Source organism: Pandoraea horticolens (assembly GCF_902459555.1).
Taxonomy (GTDB): Bacteria; Pseudomonadota; Gammaproteobacteria; order Burkholderiales; family Burkholderiaceae; genus Pandoraea; species Pandoraea horticolens.
Genome location: NZ_CABPSM010000003.1, coordinates 176,252 through 196,820, shown reverse-complemented (window position 1 = coordinate 196,820; position 20,569 = coordinate 176,252). Strand labels below are relative to the sequence as shown.

18 protein-coding genes are annotated in these 20,569 nt (G+C 63.8%); 10 read left to right on the top strand and 8 right to left on the bottom strand.

Annotation, left to right across the window (positions count from 1 at the left end):
- Nucleotides 1-22: 22 nt before the first annotated feature.
- On the top strand, nucleotides 23-883 hold the full coding sequence (locus PHO31112_RS07585; RefSeq protein WP_150619940.1) for a helix-turn-helix transcriptional regulator: 861 nt from the start codon (nucleotides 23-25) through the stop codon (nucleotides 881-883).
- Nucleotides 884-918: 35 nt separating this feature from the next.
- Here the strand turns inward: PHO31112_RS07585 and PHO31112_RS07580 are convergent, their stop codons facing one another.
- Nucleotides 919-1,935: a transporter gene (locus tag PHO31112_RS07580; RefSeq protein ID WP_150619939.1), complete on the bottom strand. Its 1,017-nt coding sequence runs from the start codon at nucleotides 1,933-1,935 to the stop codon at nucleotides 919-921.
- Nucleotides 1,936-2,258: 323 nt separating this feature from the next.
- Here PHO31112_RS07580 and ppk2 point away from each other — a divergent pair, with 323 nt between their 5' ends.
- A complete protein-coding gene (gene ppk2 / locus PHO31112_RS07575) occupies nucleotides 2,259-3,179 on the top strand; it encodes a polyphosphate kinase 2 (protein ID WP_150619938.1) in 921 nt (306 codons plus the stop codon).
- A 148-nt stretch (nucleotides 3,180-3,327) separates the two neighbouring features.
- Here the strand turns inward: ppk2 and PHO31112_RS07570 are convergent, their stop codons facing one another.
- On the bottom strand, nucleotides 3,328-4,164 hold the full coding sequence (locus tag PHO31112_RS07570; RefSeq protein WP_150619937.1) for a response regulator: 837 nt from the start codon (nucleotides 4,162-4,164) through the stop codon (nucleotides 3,328-3,330).
- Between the two features lie 281 nt (nucleotides 4,165-4,445).
- Here PHO31112_RS07570 and PHO31112_RS07565 point away from each other — a divergent pair, with 281 nt between their 5' ends.
- From PHO31112_RS07565 to PHO31112_RS07550, 4 genes are all read left to right on the top strand, one after another.
- Nucleotides 4,446-5,078 carry a hypothetical protein gene (locus PHO31112_RS07565; RefSeq protein WP_150619936.1) on the top strand — a complete coding sequence of 211 codons (633 nt, stop codon included), beginning with the start codon at nucleotides 4,446-4,448 and terminating at the stop codon, nucleotides 5,076-5,078.
- A gap of 124 nt (nucleotides 5,079-5,202) precedes the next feature.
- The gene (gene macA / locus PHO31112_RS07560; RefSeq protein ID WP_150619935.1) at nucleotides 5,203-6,357 is read left to right on the top strand and encodes a macrolide transporter subunit MacA; all 1,155 of its coding nucleotides are present in this window, start codon (nucleotides 5,203-5,205) and stop codon (nucleotides 6,355-6,357) included.
- Nucleotides 6,354-8,381: a MacB family efflux pump subunit gene (locus tag PHO31112_RS07555; RefSeq protein ID WP_150619934.1), complete on the top strand. Its 2,028-nt coding sequence runs from the start codon at nucleotides 6,354-6,356 to the stop codon at nucleotides 8,379-8,381. The genes macA and PHO31112_RS07555 overlap by 4 nt, the downstream gene beginning before the upstream one ends.
- Nucleotides 8,382-8,542: 161 nt before the next feature.
- The gene (locus PHO31112_RS07550; RefSeq protein WP_174995599.1) at nucleotides 8,543-9,976 is read left to right on the top strand and encodes an efflux transporter outer membrane subunit; all 1,434 of its coding nucleotides are present in this window, start codon (nucleotides 8,543-8,545) and stop codon (nucleotides 9,974-9,976) included.
- 22 nt (nucleotides 9,977-9,998) lie between these two features.
- Here PHO31112_RS07550 and PHO31112_RS07545 read toward each other — a convergent pair whose 3' ends face one another.
- Nucleotides 9,999-11,108 carry a Rossmann-fold NAD(P)-binding domain-containing protein gene (locus PHO31112_RS07545; RefSeq protein ID WP_150619932.1) on the bottom strand — a complete coding sequence of 370 codons (1,110 nt, stop codon included), beginning with the start codon at nucleotides 11,106-11,108 and terminating at the stop codon, nucleotides 9,999-10,001.
- Between the two features lie 15 nt (nucleotides 11,109-11,123).
- On the opposite strand from PHO31112_RS07545, the gene PHO31112_RS07540 reads away from it, so the two are divergent.
- The 4 genes from PHO31112_RS07540 to PHO31112_RS07525 all read left to right on the top strand — a co-directional run bounded on the left by PHO31112_RS07540 (nucleotide 11,124) and on the right by PHO31112_RS07525 (nucleotide 14,780).
- The gene (locus PHO31112_RS07540; protein WP_150619931.1) at nucleotides 11,124-12,158 is read left to right on the top strand and encodes a CDP-6-deoxy-delta-3,4-glucoseen reductase; all 1,035 of its coding nucleotides are present in this window, start codon (nucleotides 11,124-11,126) and stop codon (nucleotides 12,156-12,158) included.
- A gap of 273 nt (nucleotides 12,159-12,431) precedes the next feature.
- Entirely contained in the window at nucleotides 12,432-13,700 is a 1,269-nt protein-coding gene (locus PHO31112_RS07535; protein ID WP_246177838.1) for an acetylornithine transaminase, read from the top strand.
- A 106-nt stretch (nucleotides 13,701-13,806) separates the two neighbouring features.
- Complete coding sequence (locus PHO31112_RS07530; protein WP_150619930.1) at nucleotides 13,807-14,304, top strand: GNAT family N-acetyltransferase; 498 nt, start codon at nucleotides 13,807-13,809, stop codon at nucleotides 14,302-14,304.
- A complete protein-coding gene (locus tag PHO31112_RS07525; RefSeq protein WP_150619929.1) occupies nucleotides 14,301-14,780 on the top strand; it encodes a GNAT family acetyltransferase in 480 nt (159 codons plus the stop codon). The genes PHO31112_RS07530 and PHO31112_RS07525 overlap by 4 nt, the downstream gene beginning before the upstream one ends.
- A gap of 96 nt (nucleotides 14,781-14,876) precedes the next feature.
- On the opposite strand, the gene PHO31112_RS07520 is transcribed toward PHO31112_RS07525, so the two are convergent.
- The 5 genes from PHO31112_RS07520 to PHO31112_RS07500 form a co-directional block, all read right to left on the bottom strand.
- On the bottom strand, nucleotides 14,877-15,590 hold the full coding sequence (locus PHO31112_RS07520) for an ABC transporter ATP-binding protein (RefSeq protein ID WP_425495164.1): 714 nt from the start codon (nucleotides 15,588-15,590) through the stop codon (nucleotides 14,877-14,879).
- On the bottom strand, nucleotides 15,590-16,363 hold the full coding sequence (locus PHO31112_RS07515; RefSeq protein WP_010807094.1) for an ABC transporter ATP-binding protein: 774 nt from the start codon (nucleotides 16,361-16,363) through the stop codon (nucleotides 15,590-15,592). The genes PHO31112_RS07520 and PHO31112_RS07515 overlap by 1 nt, the downstream gene beginning before the upstream one ends.
- 21 nt (nucleotides 16,364-16,384) lie before the next feature.
- Nucleotides 16,385-17,518 (bottom strand): ABC transporter permease subunit, encoded by a 1,134-nt coding sequence (locus PHO31112_RS07510; protein WP_246177836.1) that lies wholly within the window; start codon nucleotides 17,516-17,518, stop codon nucleotides 16,385-16,387.
- A gap of 18 nt (nucleotides 17,519-17,536) precedes the next feature.
- Entirely contained in the window at nucleotides 17,537-18,487 is a 951-nt protein-coding gene (locus tag PHO31112_RS07505) for a branched-chain amino acid ABC transporter permease (protein WP_150619927.1), read from the bottom strand.
- Nucleotides 18,488-18,699: 212 nt separating this feature from the next.
- Entirely contained in the window at nucleotides 18,700-19,908 is a 1,209-nt protein-coding gene (locus tag PHO31112_RS07500) for a branched-chain amino acid ABC transporter substrate-binding protein (RefSeq protein ID WP_150619926.1), read from the bottom strand.
- Nucleotides 19,909-20,569: the final 661 nt, after the last annotated feature.

Here is a 20,569-nt window from a genome sequence, read left to right as displayed (position 1 = left end):
TAAAGCGACTAACAGGCTCAGCATGTCAGTCAACACCGCCAAATCGCTCGGCGACTTCCTGCGGAGCCGTCGCACCCGACTCGATCCTGCAAGCTTCGGTTTTACCGGGCGCAGGCGCACACCGGGCCTGCGCCGCGAAGAGGTGGCCCAGCGCGCAAGCATCAGCCCGACGTGGTACACGTGGCTCGAACAGGGCCGTGGGGGCGCCCCCTCTGCGGAAGTGCTGGACCGGATATCCGTGGCATTGATGCTCACGCATACGGAGCGTGAGCATCTGTTCATGCTGGGGCTCGGACGGCCGCCCGAAGTCCGCTACAGCCGCGTCGACAGTGTCAGCCCGCGTCTGCAACGGCTGCTCGACTCGTTCGATGCCAGCCCGGCGATCATCAAGACCGCGACCTGGGATGTCGTCGCCTGGAACCATGCCGCCGCTGTGGTTTTGACGGACTATCAGACCTTGCCACCCGGCGAGCGCAATATTCTCCATTTCCTGTTCCGCAATCCCGCCGTGCGGGAGAAACAGCATGATTGGCTAAGCGTCGCCCGCTATGTCGTGGGCGCCTTCCGTGCGGATGCAGCGCGTGCGGGACTTGCCTCCGAAGTCGGCGAACTGGTCGCCGAACTGCGCAGTGTGAGTGCAGAGTTCGACACGCTATGGCAAGAAAACGAGGTGCTGGGTTACAACGAAGGGCACAGCGTCAAGCACATCAAGCATCCGGTGTTGGGAACCGTCGAACTGGAATACTCGGCCTTTTCCGTCGATGGACGGCCCGATCTGGGCCTGATCGTCTATACGCCGCTCGATAGCAACGTCGCGCAGCAAATCCGAAGGCTCGCCGCGCAACATCGGCGCGATAGCGTGCCCGATAGCGCCACGGCATAGCGGGGCGCCGAGACGGGAACTTCAAGCCGCCGCGCTCAATCCGGACGCCGGCGGAATGCCCACCAGCCGGCAGCAGCGGTCCCGGTAGCCACGATGGCCACGAGTACCCAAAAGCCGTGCGGATGGTCCGAGAGCGGAATGCCGCCCACGTTCATGCCGAAAAAGCCCGCCACGATATTGATGGGCAACGCGAGCACCGTCACAACCGTCAGCGTATAGATCGTGCGCTCGGTGCGCTCGCTGACCATCGCCGCGATCTCTTCCTGCAGCAGTTTGATTCGCTCGAGCAACGCCGACAGGTCGCTGAGCACCACCGCGAACTCTTCCGTGGCCTGGCGGAATTCCTGCACGTCCTCGGCATGCCCCCACAGCGGAGGACGGCTCAACAGACGAAAGAGCGCCGCCGGCTCCGGCGCCAGCAGACGCTGCAACCGCACGAGCACCCGGCGCAAAGACCCCAAGTCCGCGCGGTTGCTCTCGATGCGTTGCTGCAACAACCTGTCCTCGACGGTATCCACGCGGCGGCTTGTTTCACGCACGATGCGCTCGAGCACGTCCGCCTGATCGCGCAGCAGATGCACCAGCAACGCGAGCGGCGACCGGAAGGCGTCGCCACGCTTGACCGACGCCCGTAACTTGTCGATAGACCTGAGCGGCTTCACGCGGCCGGTCACCAATAGCCGGGCATTGGCAGCAACACGCAGCGTCGATATTTCCGACTGCGCAATGTCGAACGCAAAAATCACGTCGTTGATGACGGCAAGCAGCCAATCGTCGGAATGTTCGATGCGCGTGGAACGCGAGCCTTCGCTCAGACTCTCGTAAAACTCGTGGGGCAAGCTCAGATGCTGTTGCAACCACTTCTCGCACGCGGCGTGCGCAAAGTTGAAATGCAGCCACACAAAACCTTCCGCGCGCGCGCCTTGCGCCAGCCACTCGAGCGCCTCGGCCGAATCGATGGGTTCGGGCGGTGCACCGTCGGCAAAGCGATAGCCGTAGATCAGGCCAGCCTGATCGCAACCGTAAGCGTTTTGAACTAGATCGGCAAACATGCGCGCGGAGTCTGAACGGACGTGAGCAATGACTTGAATCGCGCCGCAGCACGGTGGGATCGGTCATCATGACAATGTCATATTTCATTTTCGTGACACAGGAACGCCACGCCGCCAGCGCCGCTCATGCCCGCCAGGCGGGCCACCGCGGGGAGCGCGCCGCAACGGTGTTCGCCAACGCCACGCGAGTGTCATAAAATCGTCGCATACTCGGGATTCACCCTCGGGCGCGCTTTGCGAGCGGTATCGCGCGGCGTCTGCCTGTCGTCACCCACGTTATACGGGTGCCCTTTGTGTTTTCTGGCCCGAAAGAGATCGTCGCCATGACCCAATTCGATTCCGACGCCGACCACGACGCCTCGCTTGCGCGTCGTCTCCAAGATGATCTGATCGACAGCTACGACGAAGAGATCGAGATGGAGATCGACGATCTTCGCCTGCCCGGCCTGAACGATCTGAGCGACGCCGCGCGCGGGGATCGCCTGCAGTATTTCCGCGAGTTGTTCCGCCTGCAAGGCGAACTCGTCAAGTTGCAGGATTGGGTGATGCGCAGCCGTCACCGGCTCGTAGTGATCTTCGAAGGTCGCGACGCCGCAGGCAAAGGCGGCGCGATCAAGCGCATCACGCAGCGCCTGAATCCTCGCGTGTGCCGCGTGGCCGCCCTGCCCGCGCCCAACGATCGCGAGCGCACGCAATGGTATTTTCAGCGCTACGTGCAGCATCTGCCCGCCGCTGGCGAAATCGTGCTGTTCGACCGTAGCTGGTACAACCGCGCAGGCGTGGAGCATGTGATGGGTTTCTGCACGCAGAGCGAGTACGAAGAGTTTTTCCGCTCGGTACCCGAGTTCGAGAAGATGCTCGTGCGCAGCGGCGTCCAGATCATCAAATACTGGTTCTCGATCTCTGACGAAGAGCAGGAAGCACGCTTCCTCGCACGCATTCAAGACCCGCTCAAACAGTGGAAACTCAGCCCGATGGATCTCGAAAGCCGTCGTCGCTGGGAAAGCTATACGCGCGCCAAGGAAGTGATGATCGAGCGCACGCACATTCCGGAAGCGCCGTGGTGGGTGGTGCAGGCCGACGACAAGAAGCGCGCGCGTCTGAATTGCATTCATCACCTGCTCGCGCAAGTGCCGTATCACGACGTGGAGCGCTCGCCCGTTGTGCTGCCCGAGCGGGCGCGCAGCGAGGACTACATTCGCCATCCGGTGGCAGATGAAATGATCGTGCCGGAGATTTACTGACTACGCGGCCCGAATACCCGCAAGTCCGCCTGCCGCGCCCGGTGGCAGGCGGCAGGCGCGGCGTGGTCCGAAGAGCGCGGCCCTGCGACGTGATTTCGCTCACGAACCCCTCGCGCGAACAGCGAGTCGCGCGGCAGTCAGCGCCGATTCACGCAACCGACTCCCGCCAGCCGTGCACCGCGCGCTTGCCGACCGATGCCGACGGAGCGAGCGACAACGCGTCGTCACTGTCGTCAACGCCACCGGATCGCTCGCGCGCACCGGCCGTCGCGCCCTCGGGCAATTCGCCACCGGGCACGAAGACGTAGCCCGTACCGCGAATCGTCTGGATGTAGCGCGGCACCGACGGGTCGGCTTCGATGAGACGCCGCAAACGCCACACCGGCACATCCAGACTGCGGTCACGGTATGCGATGCCGTCGCCGTAGAGCATGGCGTGCAGCTTCACGCGCGGCAGCACCTGCATCGGATGCTGCGTGAACGCCTTGAGCATGGCGAATTCCGTATCGCGCAGCGGCAGACGCTCACCCTCGCGCTGCAACGTGCGTAGCGAGAAATCCAGCACAAACGGGCCGAAGCGGTACGGGACGCGTGCATCGGGCGCGCTGGCCGCCACCGGTCCGCGACGGCGCAGCACCGCGTGAATGCGGGCAAGCAACTCGCGCGGATCGAACGGCTTGGTGAGGTAATCGTCTGCGCCCAGCTCCAACCCGAGCGCCCGGTCGAGCGAGCCACCACGTGCCGACAGCATGATGACCGGGATGTCGTCACCCGTCGCGCGCAAATCCTGCAACGCACGCAAGCCATCGCGCTCCGGCATCATGACGTCGAGCAGAATCACCGACGGCCGCTCGAGTTCGAGCCGGCGCAGTAGCGACGCGCCATTGTGAAGTACCGAGACCTGCATCCCATTGGCGTGCAGCAATTCGCGCAACAGGTCGCGAGCGACAGGATCGTCGTCGACCAGAAGAACATGCAGACTCATGAAAATTTCCCGGCCATGAAAGTGAGATACATGGCAGTTTGCGCGCCCGTCCAGTGCCGCGTTAGCCGAAGCATCTTATAGAATGGCGCCTAATCCTTATTTCAGAAAGGATAGGTAAGGCAGATCGACGCCAGAGGTCGGCACGGCAGTCAGCCAAGCGCCCAAGAGATCGGTATTTCGGCGACGTTAGGCGGCGTAACCCACATTTATCTCCACTTGCCCGCGTGCCCGCCGACACCACAACGTCGTCCACATCACCCGCGAGGGGTATGGGAGGCCGCATGTGCCGCGCAATCTTCACACTGTGCAGCCGCTCGGCGGCGACCCTGGCGACGGCGCTCTCGCTGAGCGCCACCGCCCTGGCTTTCCCGAACGCCTTGTCTGGCGGGGCTGACGCCTCGTCCAGCGCCGTTTCGGGCGTCTCCGCGCCGGCAGCCGTGCAGAATTTCGGCCACGATCCCTTCCTCCACATTTCTACGGCCATTGCCGACTGCCCCACCCCGCTCGGCCCCGCCATGCGCGAATCCGACTGGCTCGCCGATGCCCATCACCGGATCGAAAAAGGCAACCATTGCTGGCTGGAAGGGCGCTGCCGGTTGTCGAACAGCTATCGCTACGACGCGGAGATCGCAGAATCCGCCCAACGGCGTCTCTCGGCCATTGCCACCGATATTCCATGGGCGACGCGGACGTCGCTCTGGCTCACGTTTCAACGGCGCATCATCGTTGTGCAAGGGTGTGTCGCCCCCAGCTTTGCCCTTTCGACATTTCTCAAGGCGCTAGGCGAGACGGCCGACGTGGAAGCCGTGGTCGATCAGGTCGTGGTGCGCCGTACCGGCGCGCCCATGCCGCGTCTGACTTACCCGACACCGGCGCACCCCGACCTGCCCGCCAGAGCGCACGCACCGCCCTGACGCCACAGGCAGGTCAACTCTGTTCACAAAGTCCCAACAACTGAAAACAGTTTGCGACGCCCCATTTGATTAGGATCGCCACAGGTCCGCGCATTGCGGCAGCCATTGGCCTATTCCCTGATCGATGAAGCGCTTTTCCCCGTTCCCTCTCACGCGCCGCCGCAAGATCGGCGTGGCGGTTCTCGTTGTGCTTTGCGGCCTCGCCATCTGGCAGTGGCCGCGCCCGAAGCCGCCTGCATACCTCAGCGCAAAAGTCACGCGCAGCGATCTCGAAGACGCCGTGCTCGCCACGGGTGTGCTCCAGCCCATCAAGCAAGTGGAAGTTGGCTCGCAGGCCAACGGTCAGTTGCGCTCGCTCAAGGTGGTACTCGGCGATCACGTCACCAAAGGGCAATTGCTCGCGGAAATCGATCCGACGTCGAGCGACAACGACCTGCGCGAGGCGAATGCCGGACTCACCACGCTGGCGGCAGATCGTCGCGCCAAGGCGATTCGTCACGCGCAAGCCGAACGTGAGCTGGCACGTCAACGACAGTTGATGCGCGACGACGCGACGTCGCCGCGCGATCTGGAAAAGGCCCGCACCGAGTCCGACGCATTGACCGCCGAACTCGCCTCGCTCGATTCGCAGATCAGTCAGCAGAACGTGAAGGTCGACAAGGCCCGCACGAACCAGTCGTACACACGCATCACCGCGCCGATCACGGGCACGGTCACGTCGATCACTACACAGGAAGGTCAGACGGTCACGGCGATCTATCAGATTCCCACCATTCTGAAAGTCGCCGACCTGTCGATGATGACGGTTCGCGCGCAAGTCTCCGAAGCGGATGTCGTGCGGATTCGCGAGGGCCAGCACGTGTACTTCACGATTCTCGGTGCGCCCGAGACACGTTACGAAGGCAAGCTGCGTGTCATTCAGCCGTCGCCCGAGAAGATCAACAACGCGATCTTCTTCAACGCGCTCTTCGATGTGCCGAACCCGAACGGCGTGCTGCGTCCCGATATGACCGCGCAGGTCTCAGTCGTGCGCGCACGCGTCGAAAACGCGCTGACGTTTCCGTCCGCCGCCCTTGGCGAGAAACGTGCCGACGGCCGCTATCGCGTGCGTGTGCTCGACAAGAACGGCGATGCGCAGGCGCGCTGGGTGAAAGTCGGACTCGACAACCGGCTCACGGCGCAGGCGCTCGACGGCTTGTCCGAAGGCGATCGGGTCGTGACCGCCGACCCGACCGACGCGCCGGCGCCCGGCAGCAACGATACCGGAGCCCTGCTGTGACAAGCGCCGCTGCACCACTGCTTCGCCTGACGGGCGTCTCGCGCACCTTCGGCGAGGGCGTGAGTGCCGTCACCGTGCTGCGCGACGTCGAACTCGAGATCGAGCGCGGTGAGATGGTCGCAATCATGGGGCCGTCCGGCTCGGGCAAGTCGACACTGATGAACGTGCTCGGCTGCCTCGACCGGGCGAGCGGCGGACGCTATGAAATCGATGGCCAGGATGTCGCCTCGCTCTCGGACGATGCGCTCGCCGCGCGGCGGCGCGAGTCTTTCGGCTTCATCTTCCAGCGCTACCACCTGATGGGGCATCTCACGGCGCAGGGCAATGTCGAAGTGCCCGCTGTGTACGCGGGCACACCAAAGGCAATCCGTGCCTCGCGCTCGGCGGCCTTGCTCGAACGCCTCGGACTTGGCGGACATTTGTCGCACCGGCCGTCGCAAATGTCCGGCGGACAGCAGCAGCGCGTGAGCATCGCGCGGGCGCTGATGAACGGTGGCGACATCATCCTCGCAGACGAGCCGACCGGCGCACTCGACAGCCACAGCGGGCTCGAGGTCATGCAGATTCTGCGCGAATTGCACGCGCGCGGGCACACGATCATTCTCGTGACACACGATCCCGGTGTGGCGGCATGGGCGCAACGCGTCATCGAGATTGCCGACGGACGCATCGTGCGCGATCGCGTGAACGATACGCATCAAGCGACACTCACCGACGCGACGGCAAGGGCGCAATGCGCGCCGTCGCGCAACGATAACCTCGACGGGCGGACACCAATCGTCGCCACAACCGAGCCCCACCGTAGCTCGACCGGCTGGATGAGCGGTTGGCCGACGTTCTCGGAAAGCCTCTCGATGGCGTGGCACGCGCTGGCGTCGCATCGCTTGCGCACCGGGCTGACGATGCTCGGCATCATCATCGGCATCACGTCGGTCGTGTCGCTCTCGGCCATCGGCGAAGGCACGAAGCGGCGCGTGCTCAACGACATCGGCAACATCGCGCCGAACACGATCACCGTGCTGCGCGGCAAGGACTTCAACGACGACAAGGCCGCCGAGATTCGCACCCTGCTGCCACGCGACGCCGCCCTGCTCGCGGCCCAGCCGTACACCGACAGCGTGACGCCGCAGCTCGGCCCACGCACGGCGCGCATGCGTTTCGGGCGCCTGGACACCGACGCGCAGGTGCATGGAGAAGGCGCCGATTTCATGCGGGCCAACGGTCTGAAGCTCGCCCGCGGACGCAGCTTCGATGCCTCTGAAGTCGAGCGTCAGGCGCAGGTTGCGCTGCTCGGGGAGAACACCCTCAAGAAGCTGATGCCGAACGGCGGCGATCCGGTCGGTCAGATCGTGCTCGCGGGGTCGCTTCCGCTGCGGATCATCGGCGTGGTGCGCGATCGTTCATCGATGTTCGTGAGCCGCTCGCTCAACGTCTATGTCCCGTGGACGACGGTGGCGAGCCGTCTGGCAGGACAGCAGCATCTGGAGTCGATCACGGTGCGCATTCTCGACGGGCATCCGCCTGCGGCGGCCGAGGCGGCCATCATCCGCGTGCTCACGCGCGCGCACGGTCAGAAGGACTTCTTCACGTTCAACATGGACACCATCGTGAAGTCGATCTCACGCACCAGTCAGATGCTCACGCTGCTGCTCTCGTTCGTGGCGCTGATCTCGCTCGTGGTCGGCGGCATCGGCGTGATGAACATCATGCTGGTCTCGGTCACGGAACGCACACGCGAGATCGGCATTCGACGCGCCATCGGTGCTCGACGTCAGGACATTCTCCGGCAGTTCCTGATCGAAGCGGTGCTCGTCTGCCTGATGGGCGGCGCCGTCGGTGTGGCGCTGTCGTATGCCATCGGCTGGCTCGTTGCGACCTTCGTGCCGCAGGTCGCCGTCGTGTTCTCCGCGCGTACGTTCACGGCGGCTGTCGCGTGCGCGTGCGTCATCGGTGTCGTGAGTGGCTGGTGGCCCGCACGCAGCGCCGCACGGCTCGATCCGGTCGATGCCCTGGCTCGCGAATGATTCGCCTCCCACCGTCCCGCAGTGCCCCCCTATGGCTCGGGACGGCTTTATACCCCGCGCGCGATTCGGTGTCGCGCGCGGGGGTCTTTTTGAAAGATTCGATGATTCGCTTTTCCAGATCTCTTCACGCATGCCCCACGGCACCGACGCTGCCAACGCCGGTGCAACGGCCGATCTTGCCGTCGCTCTGCGCGATGGCCGCCGCCGTATTGCTCGCCGGATGCAGCCTCACACGCACTGCCTACGAGCGCCCCGCGTTGAGCGTTCCCGCACAATTTCACACACCACTCGATGGTGCTCAAAACACCGCCGCGAGCGCATCGCAGAGTGCCGGCGACGTCATCGATCCGTGGTGGCAAGCGTTCCACGAGCCGCAGCTCGACACGCTTGTCCGGCAAGCGCTGGAGGCTAACCCCGGACTCGCCCTCAAAGCGTTGCAGGCGGACCGCGACGCGCTGCAAGCGGGTCTGACCGGCGCGAATCGCTGGCCGCAGTTCACCGGTTCCGTGACCGGCGCCAAGTCGCGCGCGCTCGATGGCGGCAAGGCTGCGATTGCCTACAACGGGCAGACGCAGACGACCTCCGGCGCCACCCTCGGCATCAGCTACGAGATCGATCTGTGGAACAAACTCGCCGCACAACGCGATGCCGCTCATTGGCAAGCCGCCGCCAGCGCATGGGATCGACGCGCTGCCGCACTCTCGCTGTCGAGCCAGGTGGCGTCGCTCTATTGGCGCGTGGCGTATCTGAACGAGAACGTGCGCAGCGCCACCGAGGACCTGGCCGCAGCCGAGCGAACCGTGGCGCTGGTCGATGCGCGCCGGCGCGCCGGGGCCGTGTCGGCGATCGATCCGGTGCAGGCGCAGCAGGATAGCGACGCCGTGGCCGGCGCACTGGCGGACTGGGAACGGCGGCGCGACATCGCGCGGCACTCGCTCGCCAGCGCATTGGGCCTGCCTGCACAGACGCGCTTTGCCGAAAGCCCCTCGCTCGCGCCGGCCCATCTACCGGACATCGCGCCGGGCCTGCCCGCATCGCTGCTCGCGCGGCGCCCCGATCTCGCCGCCGCCGAGACCCGCGTGCGGGCGCGATTGGCCGATGTCGACGCCGCGCGGCTCTCGTTCTATCCATCGATCACCCTCAACGGCACGGCCGCGACCAGCAGCGATTCGCTCTCGCGGCTGCTGGCCAATCCCGTGGGCACGCTCGCCGCCACCCTCGCCATGCCGTTCTTGCAAGTGCAGACGGCACGCTTCACCACCGCGCTCGCCCGCAACGACTACGAACAATCGGTCGCCACGTTCCGCAATACCCTGCTCACGGCGCTGACCGAAGTCGAGGACGCGCTCTCGGCGCGCGAGCGCACCACGTCGCAATACGCGTCGCTCGCCCGCGCGGCGACGTTGGCGCAGCGTGCGGCGGATTTGTCGGGGGTGCGCTACCGCGCAGGGGATGTCGATCTGCAAAGCTGGCTCGACGCACAACGGCTCGCCCGTCAGGCCCGGCGCAATGCCGCACAGTCACGCCTCGATCAGATCGACGCGACGCTCTCGCTCGTCAAGGCGCTGGGCGGTACGCTGGAACCCGCCGGCTGAGACCCGAGCGTCGCGACGAGACTCAGGCGGCTTCGCTCGACGGTGGCGGCGGTGATGACGGTGGAGGCGGCAACGTGGCAATCAGCGCCGCCACGTCGGGGTACGTCAACCGATAACGCAACTCGCGCTTGAGCCGCGTGTTGACCAGCCGCCGCGACTCCGACATGAACGACAGCAGCGTCGGCTCCAGCACACGGCCCGCCTCGTCGCGCGAAATGCGCGGCGGCCGGGCAAGGCCAAGCGCGTCAGCCACGTGGTCGAAATACTCCCCCATACGCCACTCGGTGTCGTCGCTCGCGTGTACGACCCGCTGCGCCTTGCCGCGCCACATCGCGCAAATCAGGATCGCGGCCAGATCGTCGGCATGAATATGGTTGGTGAAAACGTCGTCGGACGCCTGCAACGCCGGCGTGCCACGCTGCAAACGCGCGACGGGAAGACGGTTTGCCGCATATATGCCCGGAATACGCACGATAGAGGCCCGCCAGGGGGCTCGGGCGCGCTCGGCGTGGCGCCATGCCGCACGCGTACCCGCCACTGCTGGCGCCCCTGCGCGGGCCGGGCCTGCGCTTAGCACGCGGCGGCGGTGGCGAGCATGCGCCGACGGGCGGCCAAGCGAGCGTATCGTCCTCTCGGCGTCGATGCGGCGCTGTCCGCGCGGCGATGTTGGCTGCGGCGCGCGGGTCTCATCCACGTAAGCACCGCCACAGTCGCCGTAGACGCCGCTGGTGCTCGCGTAGACAAGCATGCGACGGGATGGCCGGGGCAGGCGCGACAAGGCGCGAGCCCCCCCCTCGGGTACAATAACCGGCTTCGGCGGACGGGTCAGCGACGCGCGCAAACGGCGCGTACGCAGATCCAGCGAGCCACTGCCGGCGACCCCGGCGGGCGGGGCGAGATGCAGTACCCGCGGGGCCAGACGGCCGATGCGATGCAGGCTCGCCGCGTCGTCCAGATTCGCCACGACGGGTACGGCACCCGCTGCGCGCAATGCCGCATGACGGGCGTCGCTGGAGGTCACGGCAAAGACGCGAAAGCGCTTGACGAGGGCCGGCAGCGTGCGCATGCCGACGTCGCCGCAGCCCACGATCAACAGGCGCGGGCGACCGAAGGATTTCGACGGATTTTTCATTTTTCGGATTGTAGTATGGCTTACAACGTTACCCTCGTGCCGAGCGGGCGCGAGTTCCAGGTCGAAGACGGCGAGGCCGTGCTCTCCGCTGCGTTGCGTCAGGGCATCGGCCTGCCTTACGGCTGCAAGAATGGCGGTTGCGGTTCGTGCAAGGCCAAGCTGGTCGAAGGCAGCGTCGAGCACGGCGCGCACTCCGGCTCTGCGCTCACCAAAGAGGAAGAAACGCGCGGCTTCGCATTGCTGTGCTGCGCCCACGCCAAAGGCGACCTCGTCATCGAATCGCGCGAAGTCAAAGGCATCGGCGACATTCCGGTCAAGCGCCTGCCGTGCCGCGTGAACGCACTCGAGCGGCGCGCCGACGACGTCATCGTGATGCGTCTGCAATTGCCCACCAACGAGCGTTTCCAGTACCTCGCCGGCCAGTACATCGAGTTCATCCTGAAGGACGGCCGGCGTCGCAGCTATTCGATGGCGACCGCCCCGCACGAAGAAGGCTTCCTCGAGCTTCATCTGCGCCACATGCCAGGCGGCGTGTTCACCGATCACGTCTTCAATCACATGAAGGAGCGCGAGATCCTGCGCTTCGAAGGGCCGCTGGGCACGTTCTTCCTGCGCGAAGATTCGAACAAACCCATCGTGCTGCTTGCCTCGGGCACCGGCTTCGCGCCGATCAAGGCGATCGTCGAGCATGCCGCTCACAAGGGCCTCGACCGGCCGATGACGCTATATTGGGGCGCGCGTCGGTTGAAAGACATCTACCTGCGCGAACTGGCTGAACAGTGGGCGCGCGACATTCCGGGCTTCCGGTTCGTGCCGGTACTCTCCGAGCCCGCGCCAGAAGATCGGTGGCAAGGCCGCACGGGCTTCGTGCATCGCGCCGTGGCGGAAGACCTGCCGGATATGTCGGGGTACGAAGTCTACGCCTGTGGCGCACCCGTGATGGTGGAATCGGCACGCCGCGACTTCGTCGCGCATCACCATCTGCCGGAGGACGCGTTCTTCGCCGATGCATTCACCACCGAAGCCGACAATCCCGGCGGGGGTCAGTGAACCGGACGACGCGAGCCGCCGCAAAGATGCACGCACGCCACAGTGCTCGCATACCCTTTGACAAGCGCCGCATCATCACCTTATGCTTGCCGACATGAACCTGATTGCCATCGCCTCGATCCGACGTCGCCGTACGCTGCCCCAACCGGGATGCCGCGCGGCACGCTATCGACTGCGATAACACGCAAGTTCTCAAGCACAGCGAAGCCACGGGCAACCCCCGTGGCTTTTTTTATTTCCCGTCTCTCTCACCCTTACCCTTCGGAGACCGTTATGTCGCTTGCCCATTCGTCCGCCGCGTCCACCTCGTCCGCCATTCCCTCGCCCAAAGGGGCACGCAACGCCAAGTTCGCCGAGTTCTCCACGCAGGCGTTGCTGCCTATCACCTCGCGCCCCGATCTCGTGTTCACGCACGGCAAGGGCGGCTGGCTGTACGACCACGACGGCAAGCGATATCTCGACTTCATTCAGGGCTGGGCCGTCAACAGCCTGGGCCATTGCCATCCCGTCATGCGCGACGCACTCGCCACGCAAAGCGGGATGCTGCTCAACCCCAGCCCCGCGTACTACAACGTGCCGATGATCGAGCTGGCCGACCTGCTCGCCAAGCTCTCGGGGCTCGGCAAGGTCTTCTTCGCCAACAGCGGCGCCGAGGCCAACGAGAGCGCCATCAAGCTCGCACGCAAGTGGGGCCAGTTGCATCCGAACGCCTCGGGCGGTGCGCGCTTCGAGATCATCACGTTCAAGAATGCCTTCCACGGCCGCACGCTCGCCACCATGTCCGCCAGCGGCAAGCCGGGATGGGACACGATCTTCGCCCCGCAAGTACCGGGTTTTCCGAAGGCCGACCTGAACGATATCGCATCGGTCGAGGCCCTTATCGGCCCCGACACCGTTGCCGTGATGCTCGAACCGATTCAGGGCGAAGCCGGTGTCGTGCCGGCCACCGAAGCCTTCCTGAAGGCACTGCGCGCGCTCACGAAAGCGCGCGGGCTGCTGCTGATCGTGGATGAGGTGCAAACAGGCTGCGGACGCACGGGCACCCTCTTCTCGCATCAGCAGGCAGGCATCGTCCCCGACATCATGACGCTCGGCAAGGGGATCGGCGGCGGCGTGCCGCTGGCCGCAATGCTGTGCGGCGACGAGTTCGCCGTGTTCCAACCGGGCGATCAGGGCGGTACATATAACGGCAACCCGCTCATGTGCGCCGTCGGGCTCGCGGTCATGCGGACGGTCAGCGCCCCAGGCTTCCTCGAATTCGTGCGCGCACAGGCCGATTATCTGAGCGCCGGGTTGCAGCATCTGTCGTCGCGTTACGGCGGCGAGGGCGAGCGTGGCGCCGGCTTGCTGCGCGCGCTGCTGCTCGGCCGCGACATCGGTCCGCAACTGGTCGAAGCCGCCCGCGAAATGACGCCGGACGGGTTGTTGCTCAACTCGGCGCGTCCGAACCTGCTGCGCTTCATGCCCGCGCTGAACGTGAGCCGCGACGAGATCGACCAGATGCTGTCGATGCTCGACGCGCTCCTCGCCAAACACGTCTGACGAGGACATGACGACGTCCGGCACGCACGCCGGACATACGCTTGCCGCGCGCCCGGCCAATCCCGGGCGGCGCGGAGCGCGCGCCATCGCAAAGGAGACACTTTCCATGAACGACCTGAGTCACGGGCACCCGTCACCGCCCGCCGACGCCATCGTCGAGATTTCCGCCGATCCGGCACGGCTCGACGTCGGCTTCATCCATCACGCGCTCTCGACACAAACGCATTGGGCCAAGGACATTCCCAAGGACACGCTCGTGCGCGCCATCTCCCATTCGCTGTGCTTCGGCGCCTATGCGACACAAGTCGAAGGCGGCCCCGCGAATCAGGTGGGGTTCGCACGCGTGATCACCGACCGCGCGACGTTCGCCTATCTGGCCGACGTGTTCGTCGACCCGTCGATGCGCGGGCTGGGTATCGGTAAACGTCTGTGCGAGAGCGTACTGGCGCACCCTGCGCTGCAACAACTGCGGCGCTTTCTGCTCGCCACCACCGACGCGGCGGGCCTCTACGCCCGGTACGGCTTTGAACCGCTTGGCCCCGTGAACAAGATGATGCAGATTCATCGGCCCGACATTTACACAGGCAAACAGGAAGCGCCATGATCGCCACGCCCGCTGACATTCACATCCGTACGTTCGACGACACGGATACCGAGGCCGTGATCGCGCTCTGGCGCGAAGCGTTCCCCGAATACAACGCGTCGGACAAGCCACATCGCGAACCGCGCCGCTCGATTGCGAACAAGGTGGCCATGCGCGATGGGTTGTTCTTCGTCGCGGCGCGCGACAACAAGATCGTGGGTACGGTCATGGCCGGGTACGACGGTCATCGCGGCTGGATCTACTCGCTGGCGGTCACGCATACGCTGCGGCGTCGCGGCGTGGCGAGCGCGTTGCTGCGTCACGCCGAAATCGCACTGGTCCGGCGCGGGTGCCTCAAGGTCAATCTGCAAGTGCTCACACAATCGCGCGAAGCGCTGGCGTTCTACACCGCGCACGGCTATGCCGCAGACAATGTCGTGAGTCTCGGCAAACGGCTGCCGCCCGCCTCGCCTGCCAACCTGCCAGTGTCGCGGTAACGCCGGTCGACGAAAAACACAAAGGGCGCCGGAGTTGCCTTCGGCGCCCTTTGCTTATCGTCCGGCGTGTGTCAGACGTTCATGCCCGCTGGGTTCTTACTCGCCAAGATACGCGGCGCGCACCTTCGGGTCGTCGAGCATGTCTTTCGCGTCCCCTGTCATGGTGACGAGTCCGCTGTCCATCACGTAGCCACGGTGTGCGGCTTGCAGTGCCAGGCGCGCGTTCTGCTCTACGAGCAGCACCGTCACACCTTCGCCCGACACCGTACGCACGACTTCGAAGATCTTCTCGACCATGATCGGCGAGAGACCCATCGACGGCTCGTCGAGCAGCAACAGCTTTGGCTGGCTCATCAGCGCACGCGCCATCGCCAGCATCTGCTGCTCACCGCCCGAGAGCGTGCCGGCGAGCTGATCGCGGCGCTCCTTCAGCCGCGGGAAAATGCCAAACATCTTGTCGACGTCCTGCTTGATCCCCGCGTTGTCGTTACGCAGATAAGCCCCCATCTGCATGTTCTCGAGGATGGTCATGCGCGTGAAAATGCCACGCCCCTCCGGCACCATCGCAAGACCCTGTTTGAGCAGATCGAACGCCTTCACGCCGCGAATCGACTTGCCCAGATACTCGATGTCGCCATCGGCCCACGGCAGCAGCCCGGTGATCGCCTTCATCGTGGTCGTCTTGCCCGCACCGTTCGCGCCGATTAGCGTGACCAGTTCACCCGGCTCGATATGCAAGTCGATCCCTTTGACCGCCTTGATCCCGCCGTAAGCGACTTTCAGGCCCTTGATCGTCAACATTGCGCTCATCAATGGCCTCCTGCACCGAGATACGCTTCAATCACCGCCGGATTTTTCTGCACATCCTGCGGCAAACCTTCGGCAATCACCTTGCCGTAATCGAGCACCGTCATGCGGTTGCACAAGCCCATCACCAGCTTCACGTCGTGCTCGATGAGCAGGATCGTCTTGCCGTCGCTGCGGATCTTGTCGAGCAAACCGCGCAACTCCACCTTCTCGGTGGCGTTCATGCCGGCCGCCGGCTCATCGAGCGCCAACAGCTTCGGATCGGTCGCCAGCGCGCGCGCAATCTCCAGACGGCGCTGGTGACCGTACGAGAGATTGGCCGCCGTGTAGTTGGCGTACTTCGCTACGCCCACATACTCGAGCAGTTCCATCGCGCGATCGCGAATGGCGCGCTCCTCGGCCTTCGCGCCGGGATAACGCACGATCGCTCCGATCACACCCATCTTCGTGCGCACGTGGCGGCCCACCATCACGTTCTCGACTACCGTCATGCCGCCAAACAGGCGGATGTTCTGGAACGTACGGGCAATGCCCGCCTTGGCAACCTCATGCACGGCGGTCGGCTTGTAGGTGCTGCCGTCCAGCGTGAATTCACCGGAATCCGGCGTGTAAAGCCCGGTGATCACGTTGAAGAACGTGGTCTTGCCTGCACCGTTCGGGCCGATCAGTCCATAGATTTGCCCCGGCTTGATCTCCAGGCCCACATCGGTGAGGGCTTGCAGACCGCCGAAGCGCTTGTTCACGCCCTTGACGGACAGAAGAATTTGTTCACTCATAATCAGGTCGTCTCCCTCGGCTTACAGAGTCCGCTCTTCCGGACGCGGCGACGGCCACAGGCCGGCCGGACGGTACAGCATGATCAGAATCATGGCCAGACCGTACAGCAACTGCCGGATCACTTCGGGATCGACGATGACGATGCCGAACAACTTCATCTGCAACGGGCCCATGGTCGAGCGCAGAATCTCGGGGAACGCCGAGAGCAGCACACCGCCCAGAATCACACCTGGAATGTGGCCCATACCGCCGAGCACCACCATCGAGAGCACGACGATCGACTCCCAGAAGGTGAACGACTCGGGCGAGACAAAGCCCTGAAACGCCGAGAACATGCCCCCGGCCACGCCGCCGAACGACGCGCCCATGGCAAACGCGAGCAGCTTGATGTTGCGCGTGTTGATACCCATCGCCTTGGCGGCGATCTCGTCTTCACGAATGGCCACCCACGCCCGCCCGATGCGCGAGTGCTGCAAGCGCACGCAAATGAACGCGATGAGCAGCGCGAGGAACACGAACAGGTAGTAGTACATGTACACCGAGCTGACCTGAATTCCGAAGAAGGTGTGCGCCTTCGAGAAATCAAAGCCGAACAGCGACGCGGGCTGGATGCCGGTGATCCCCTTCGGGCCGTTGGTGATGTTCACCGGCCGGTCGAGGTTGTTCATGAAGATACGGATGATCTCGCCAAAGCCCAGCGTCACGATGGCCAGGTAATCGCCGCGCAGACGCAGCGTCGGCGCGCCCAGCAAGATGCCGAACATCGCCGCGACCGCCGCCCCTATCGGTATCGTGAACCACACCGGCACATGCAGCCCGGCCGGGAACAGATGCGCGATCCATTCGAACTGCGTCGTGAGGTGAGGTGAGCTGAGGAACGCCGTGACGTACGCGCCCACCGCATAGAACGCGATGTAACCCAAGTCGAGCAGGCCGGCGAAGCCCACCACGATATTCAGGCCCAGCGCGAGCATGATGTAGAGCAACGCGAAGTCGAGCACGCGCACCCAGTAGTTGCCGCCAGCGTAGCCCACCAGCACGGGGGCGACGATGGCGCCGATCAGGAAGATCGCCAGGCCGCGATAGGCCTTGCGGGTAGCCGCAGCAGCAGAAATCTGCGTGGCCGGCGTGGAGGTTTGCACAGGTTGATTCATCGTGTGGCTCCTCCCCGCTTATGCACGATCGGCCACGCGCTCGCCGAGCAGACCGCTCGGACGGAACACCAGCACGATGATCAGAACGACAAAAGCGAATACGTCCTGATAATTACTGCCGAACACCCCACCGGTCAGATCGCCGATGTAGCCCGCGCCCAGCGCTTCGATCAGGCCCAGCAGCACGCCGCCGACCATCGCGCCTTGTAGGTTGCCGATACCGCCGAGCACCGCCGCCGTGAACGCTTTCATCCCGGGAATGAAGCCCATGTAGAAGTGGGCGTTGCCGTAGTTCGAGGCCATCATGACGCCCGCGAGCGCTGCGAGCGCACCACCCAGCGCGAACGTGGCCGAGATCACAAAGTTCGGGTTCACGCCCATGAGACCGGCGACGTTGCGGTTCTCCGCCGTCGCGCGCATGGCGCGGCCCAGCTTGGTGCGGTTCACGAGCTGCGTGAGGCCGAACATCACGAGGAACGCGACCACCACGATCACGATACCGGTGCCGTTGGTCACAGCGCCCGGATGATCGCCGCGTTGCGGGATAATCGTCATGGCGTCGGTAGGCAGCAGTTGCGGGAACGAGAGCGGATTGCGCGACCAGATCAGCATGGCGATCGTCTGTAATAGCAGCGACACGCCAATGGCCGTGATCAGCGGCGCCAGACGCGGCGCATTGCGCAACGGCCGGTAAGCCACGCGCTCAATCACGAAGTTGGCCAGGGCGCACACGGGCATACACACGAGCGTGGCGATGGCCAGCATCAGCGCCGGGTTCATGTTCGGCGCCACTTTCAACAACAGGTTGATGGTGGACAGCGCGACCATCGCGCCGATCATCATCACATCGGCGTGGGCAAAGTTGATGATGCCCAGAATGCCGTAGACCATCGTATAGCCCAGCGCAATGATCGCGTAGACGCTACCAAGCACGAGGCCGTTCAAGATTTGTTGGATAAAAATATCCATGAAGCTAACTCCTTGTCCCGAAAACGGGCTCTCGACACGCTTGCCCGATAGGGCACGCGAGGGGGTCGAGAGAACTGCGGTTAATGAGGTGTAATCCTGTGTCAGGAGGGGGGGCCGTGCCCGTCATGCAGGCACGGCATCGTTCCGCAGATATAGAAACGGCACCGAACGGGTAGGCACCGGTGCCGTTTCATGGCGCAAGCGCCCGGGAGTTACATCTTCACCACGTCGAGCACGCTCTTCTTCTTGTCCTTGTAGTTGTAGAGCGTGATGACCGGTTCCTTCATGTCGCCCTTGCTGTCGAAAGCGATGTGACCGATGACACCCTTGTAGTCCGTCGCCGGCATCGCGGCGAGGATCTTCGCCGGATCAGCCGAGTTGGCACGCTTCATGGCGTCGACGATCACGTTGACGGCGTCATACGTGAACGGGGCGTAGATCTGAATCGGCTGGCTGAAACGGGCTTCGTAGCGCTTCGAGAAGTCCGCACCGCCTTCCATCTTCGACAGCGCCATGCCCGCTTCCGAGCACACGATGTTGTCGATGGCGGCGCCGGCCAGTTCGGCCACCTTATCGGTACACACGCCGTCGCCGGCCAGCACCTTGGCACCGATACCCAGTTCCTTCGACTGCTTGGCGAACGGGCCGCCGGTGGCATCCATACCACCGTACATGATGATGTCCGGACGCTCACCCTTGATCTTCGTCAGAATGGCGCGGAAGTCCGCAGCCTTGTCGTTGGTCGCGTCGTGCGAGAGCACCTTCAGACCATTGGCCTTGGCGGTCTTCTCGAACTCGTCGGCCAAGCCCTTGCCGTAGGCCGTCGCGTCGTCGACGATGGCCACCGACTTGGCGCCCAGCGCCTTGGTGGCGTAGTTGGCCAGTGCCGGGCCCTGCTGAGCGTCGGTCGCGACCACACGATAGGCGGTCTTGAAGCCCTGCAGGGTATAGGCCGGGTTGGTTGCCGACGGCGAAATCTGCACGATGCCTGCATCGCTATAGATCTTCGAGGCCGGAATCGTCGTGCCGGAATTCAAGTGACCCACTACGGCGACGACCTTCTCGTCGACGAGCTTCTGGGCAACCTGGGTTGCGGTCTTCGGATCGGCAGCGTCGTCTTCGGCCACCAGTTCCAGCTTGACCGGTTTGCCGTCGATAGTCAGGCCAGCCTTGTTGGCTTCTTCGACAGCCAAGCGTGCACCATTTTCGTTATCTTTGCCCAAGTGAGCAATTGAGCCCGTTAACGGTGCAACGTGACCGATCTTGATAACAACCGCATCGCCGCCCCCGCTGGCGGCTGTCGTCGCGGCAGGTGCAGAAGCGGCACCCGAATCGGCCTGCTTTTCTTCCTTCTGACCGCATGCCGCCAACAGCGTCACTGCGGCGACGACGGGCAGTACCTTCGCGAACTTGAGTTGCATTTGATTATCTCCTGATTGTCGGCGGTTCAATAACGCCAAAAACGCCAATTCAATGTTTCGTATGCGAAACGCGCGCATTGTAACTCCATTCTTTGCGGCTGCGACGCCCGCCGCCACAGGGTTTTCCATAATGGAGGACTAAGGTTTATACCAACTTGTGCAACCCTATTTTTTCAAAAGCGCAACCCCGGATTTGTTAAAAGTTTTACGCACCCGTCCGCACCGGCCCGGGCAGCTTCATGGTGCAACCAATGCACCATTGATGGGCTTGATCGCCACATCAAGTTAATAAGCAATTAGTGTGCCCATCGCAATTGGAAACTTTATTCTAATTAAGTGAATGTATAAATAATTAGATTCCGGAAAAGCAGAAATCATTTGGCTACGCTAATTCGTTATTCGTTGAATTAACAATTGGTGCAATTGGTTTTGACTGGTAAGACCTGGAAAAGCGTGAAATTCGTTGCGCGGAGTTTTTGCAGAATTACTGACGGCGATGCGAAAATACCGCAACCGAATTCTCTAGAAGGAGTGGCCGGGAGAGCGGCAGGACACTCATCGCGTCAGGTGGCCTGAGGTTGGCCGCCGATGGAGGTCTTGATGGAGGTCTTATATGGGGAAGAGGGGGAAGCGAGGAGGCGGGCACAAAAAAACCGGGTTC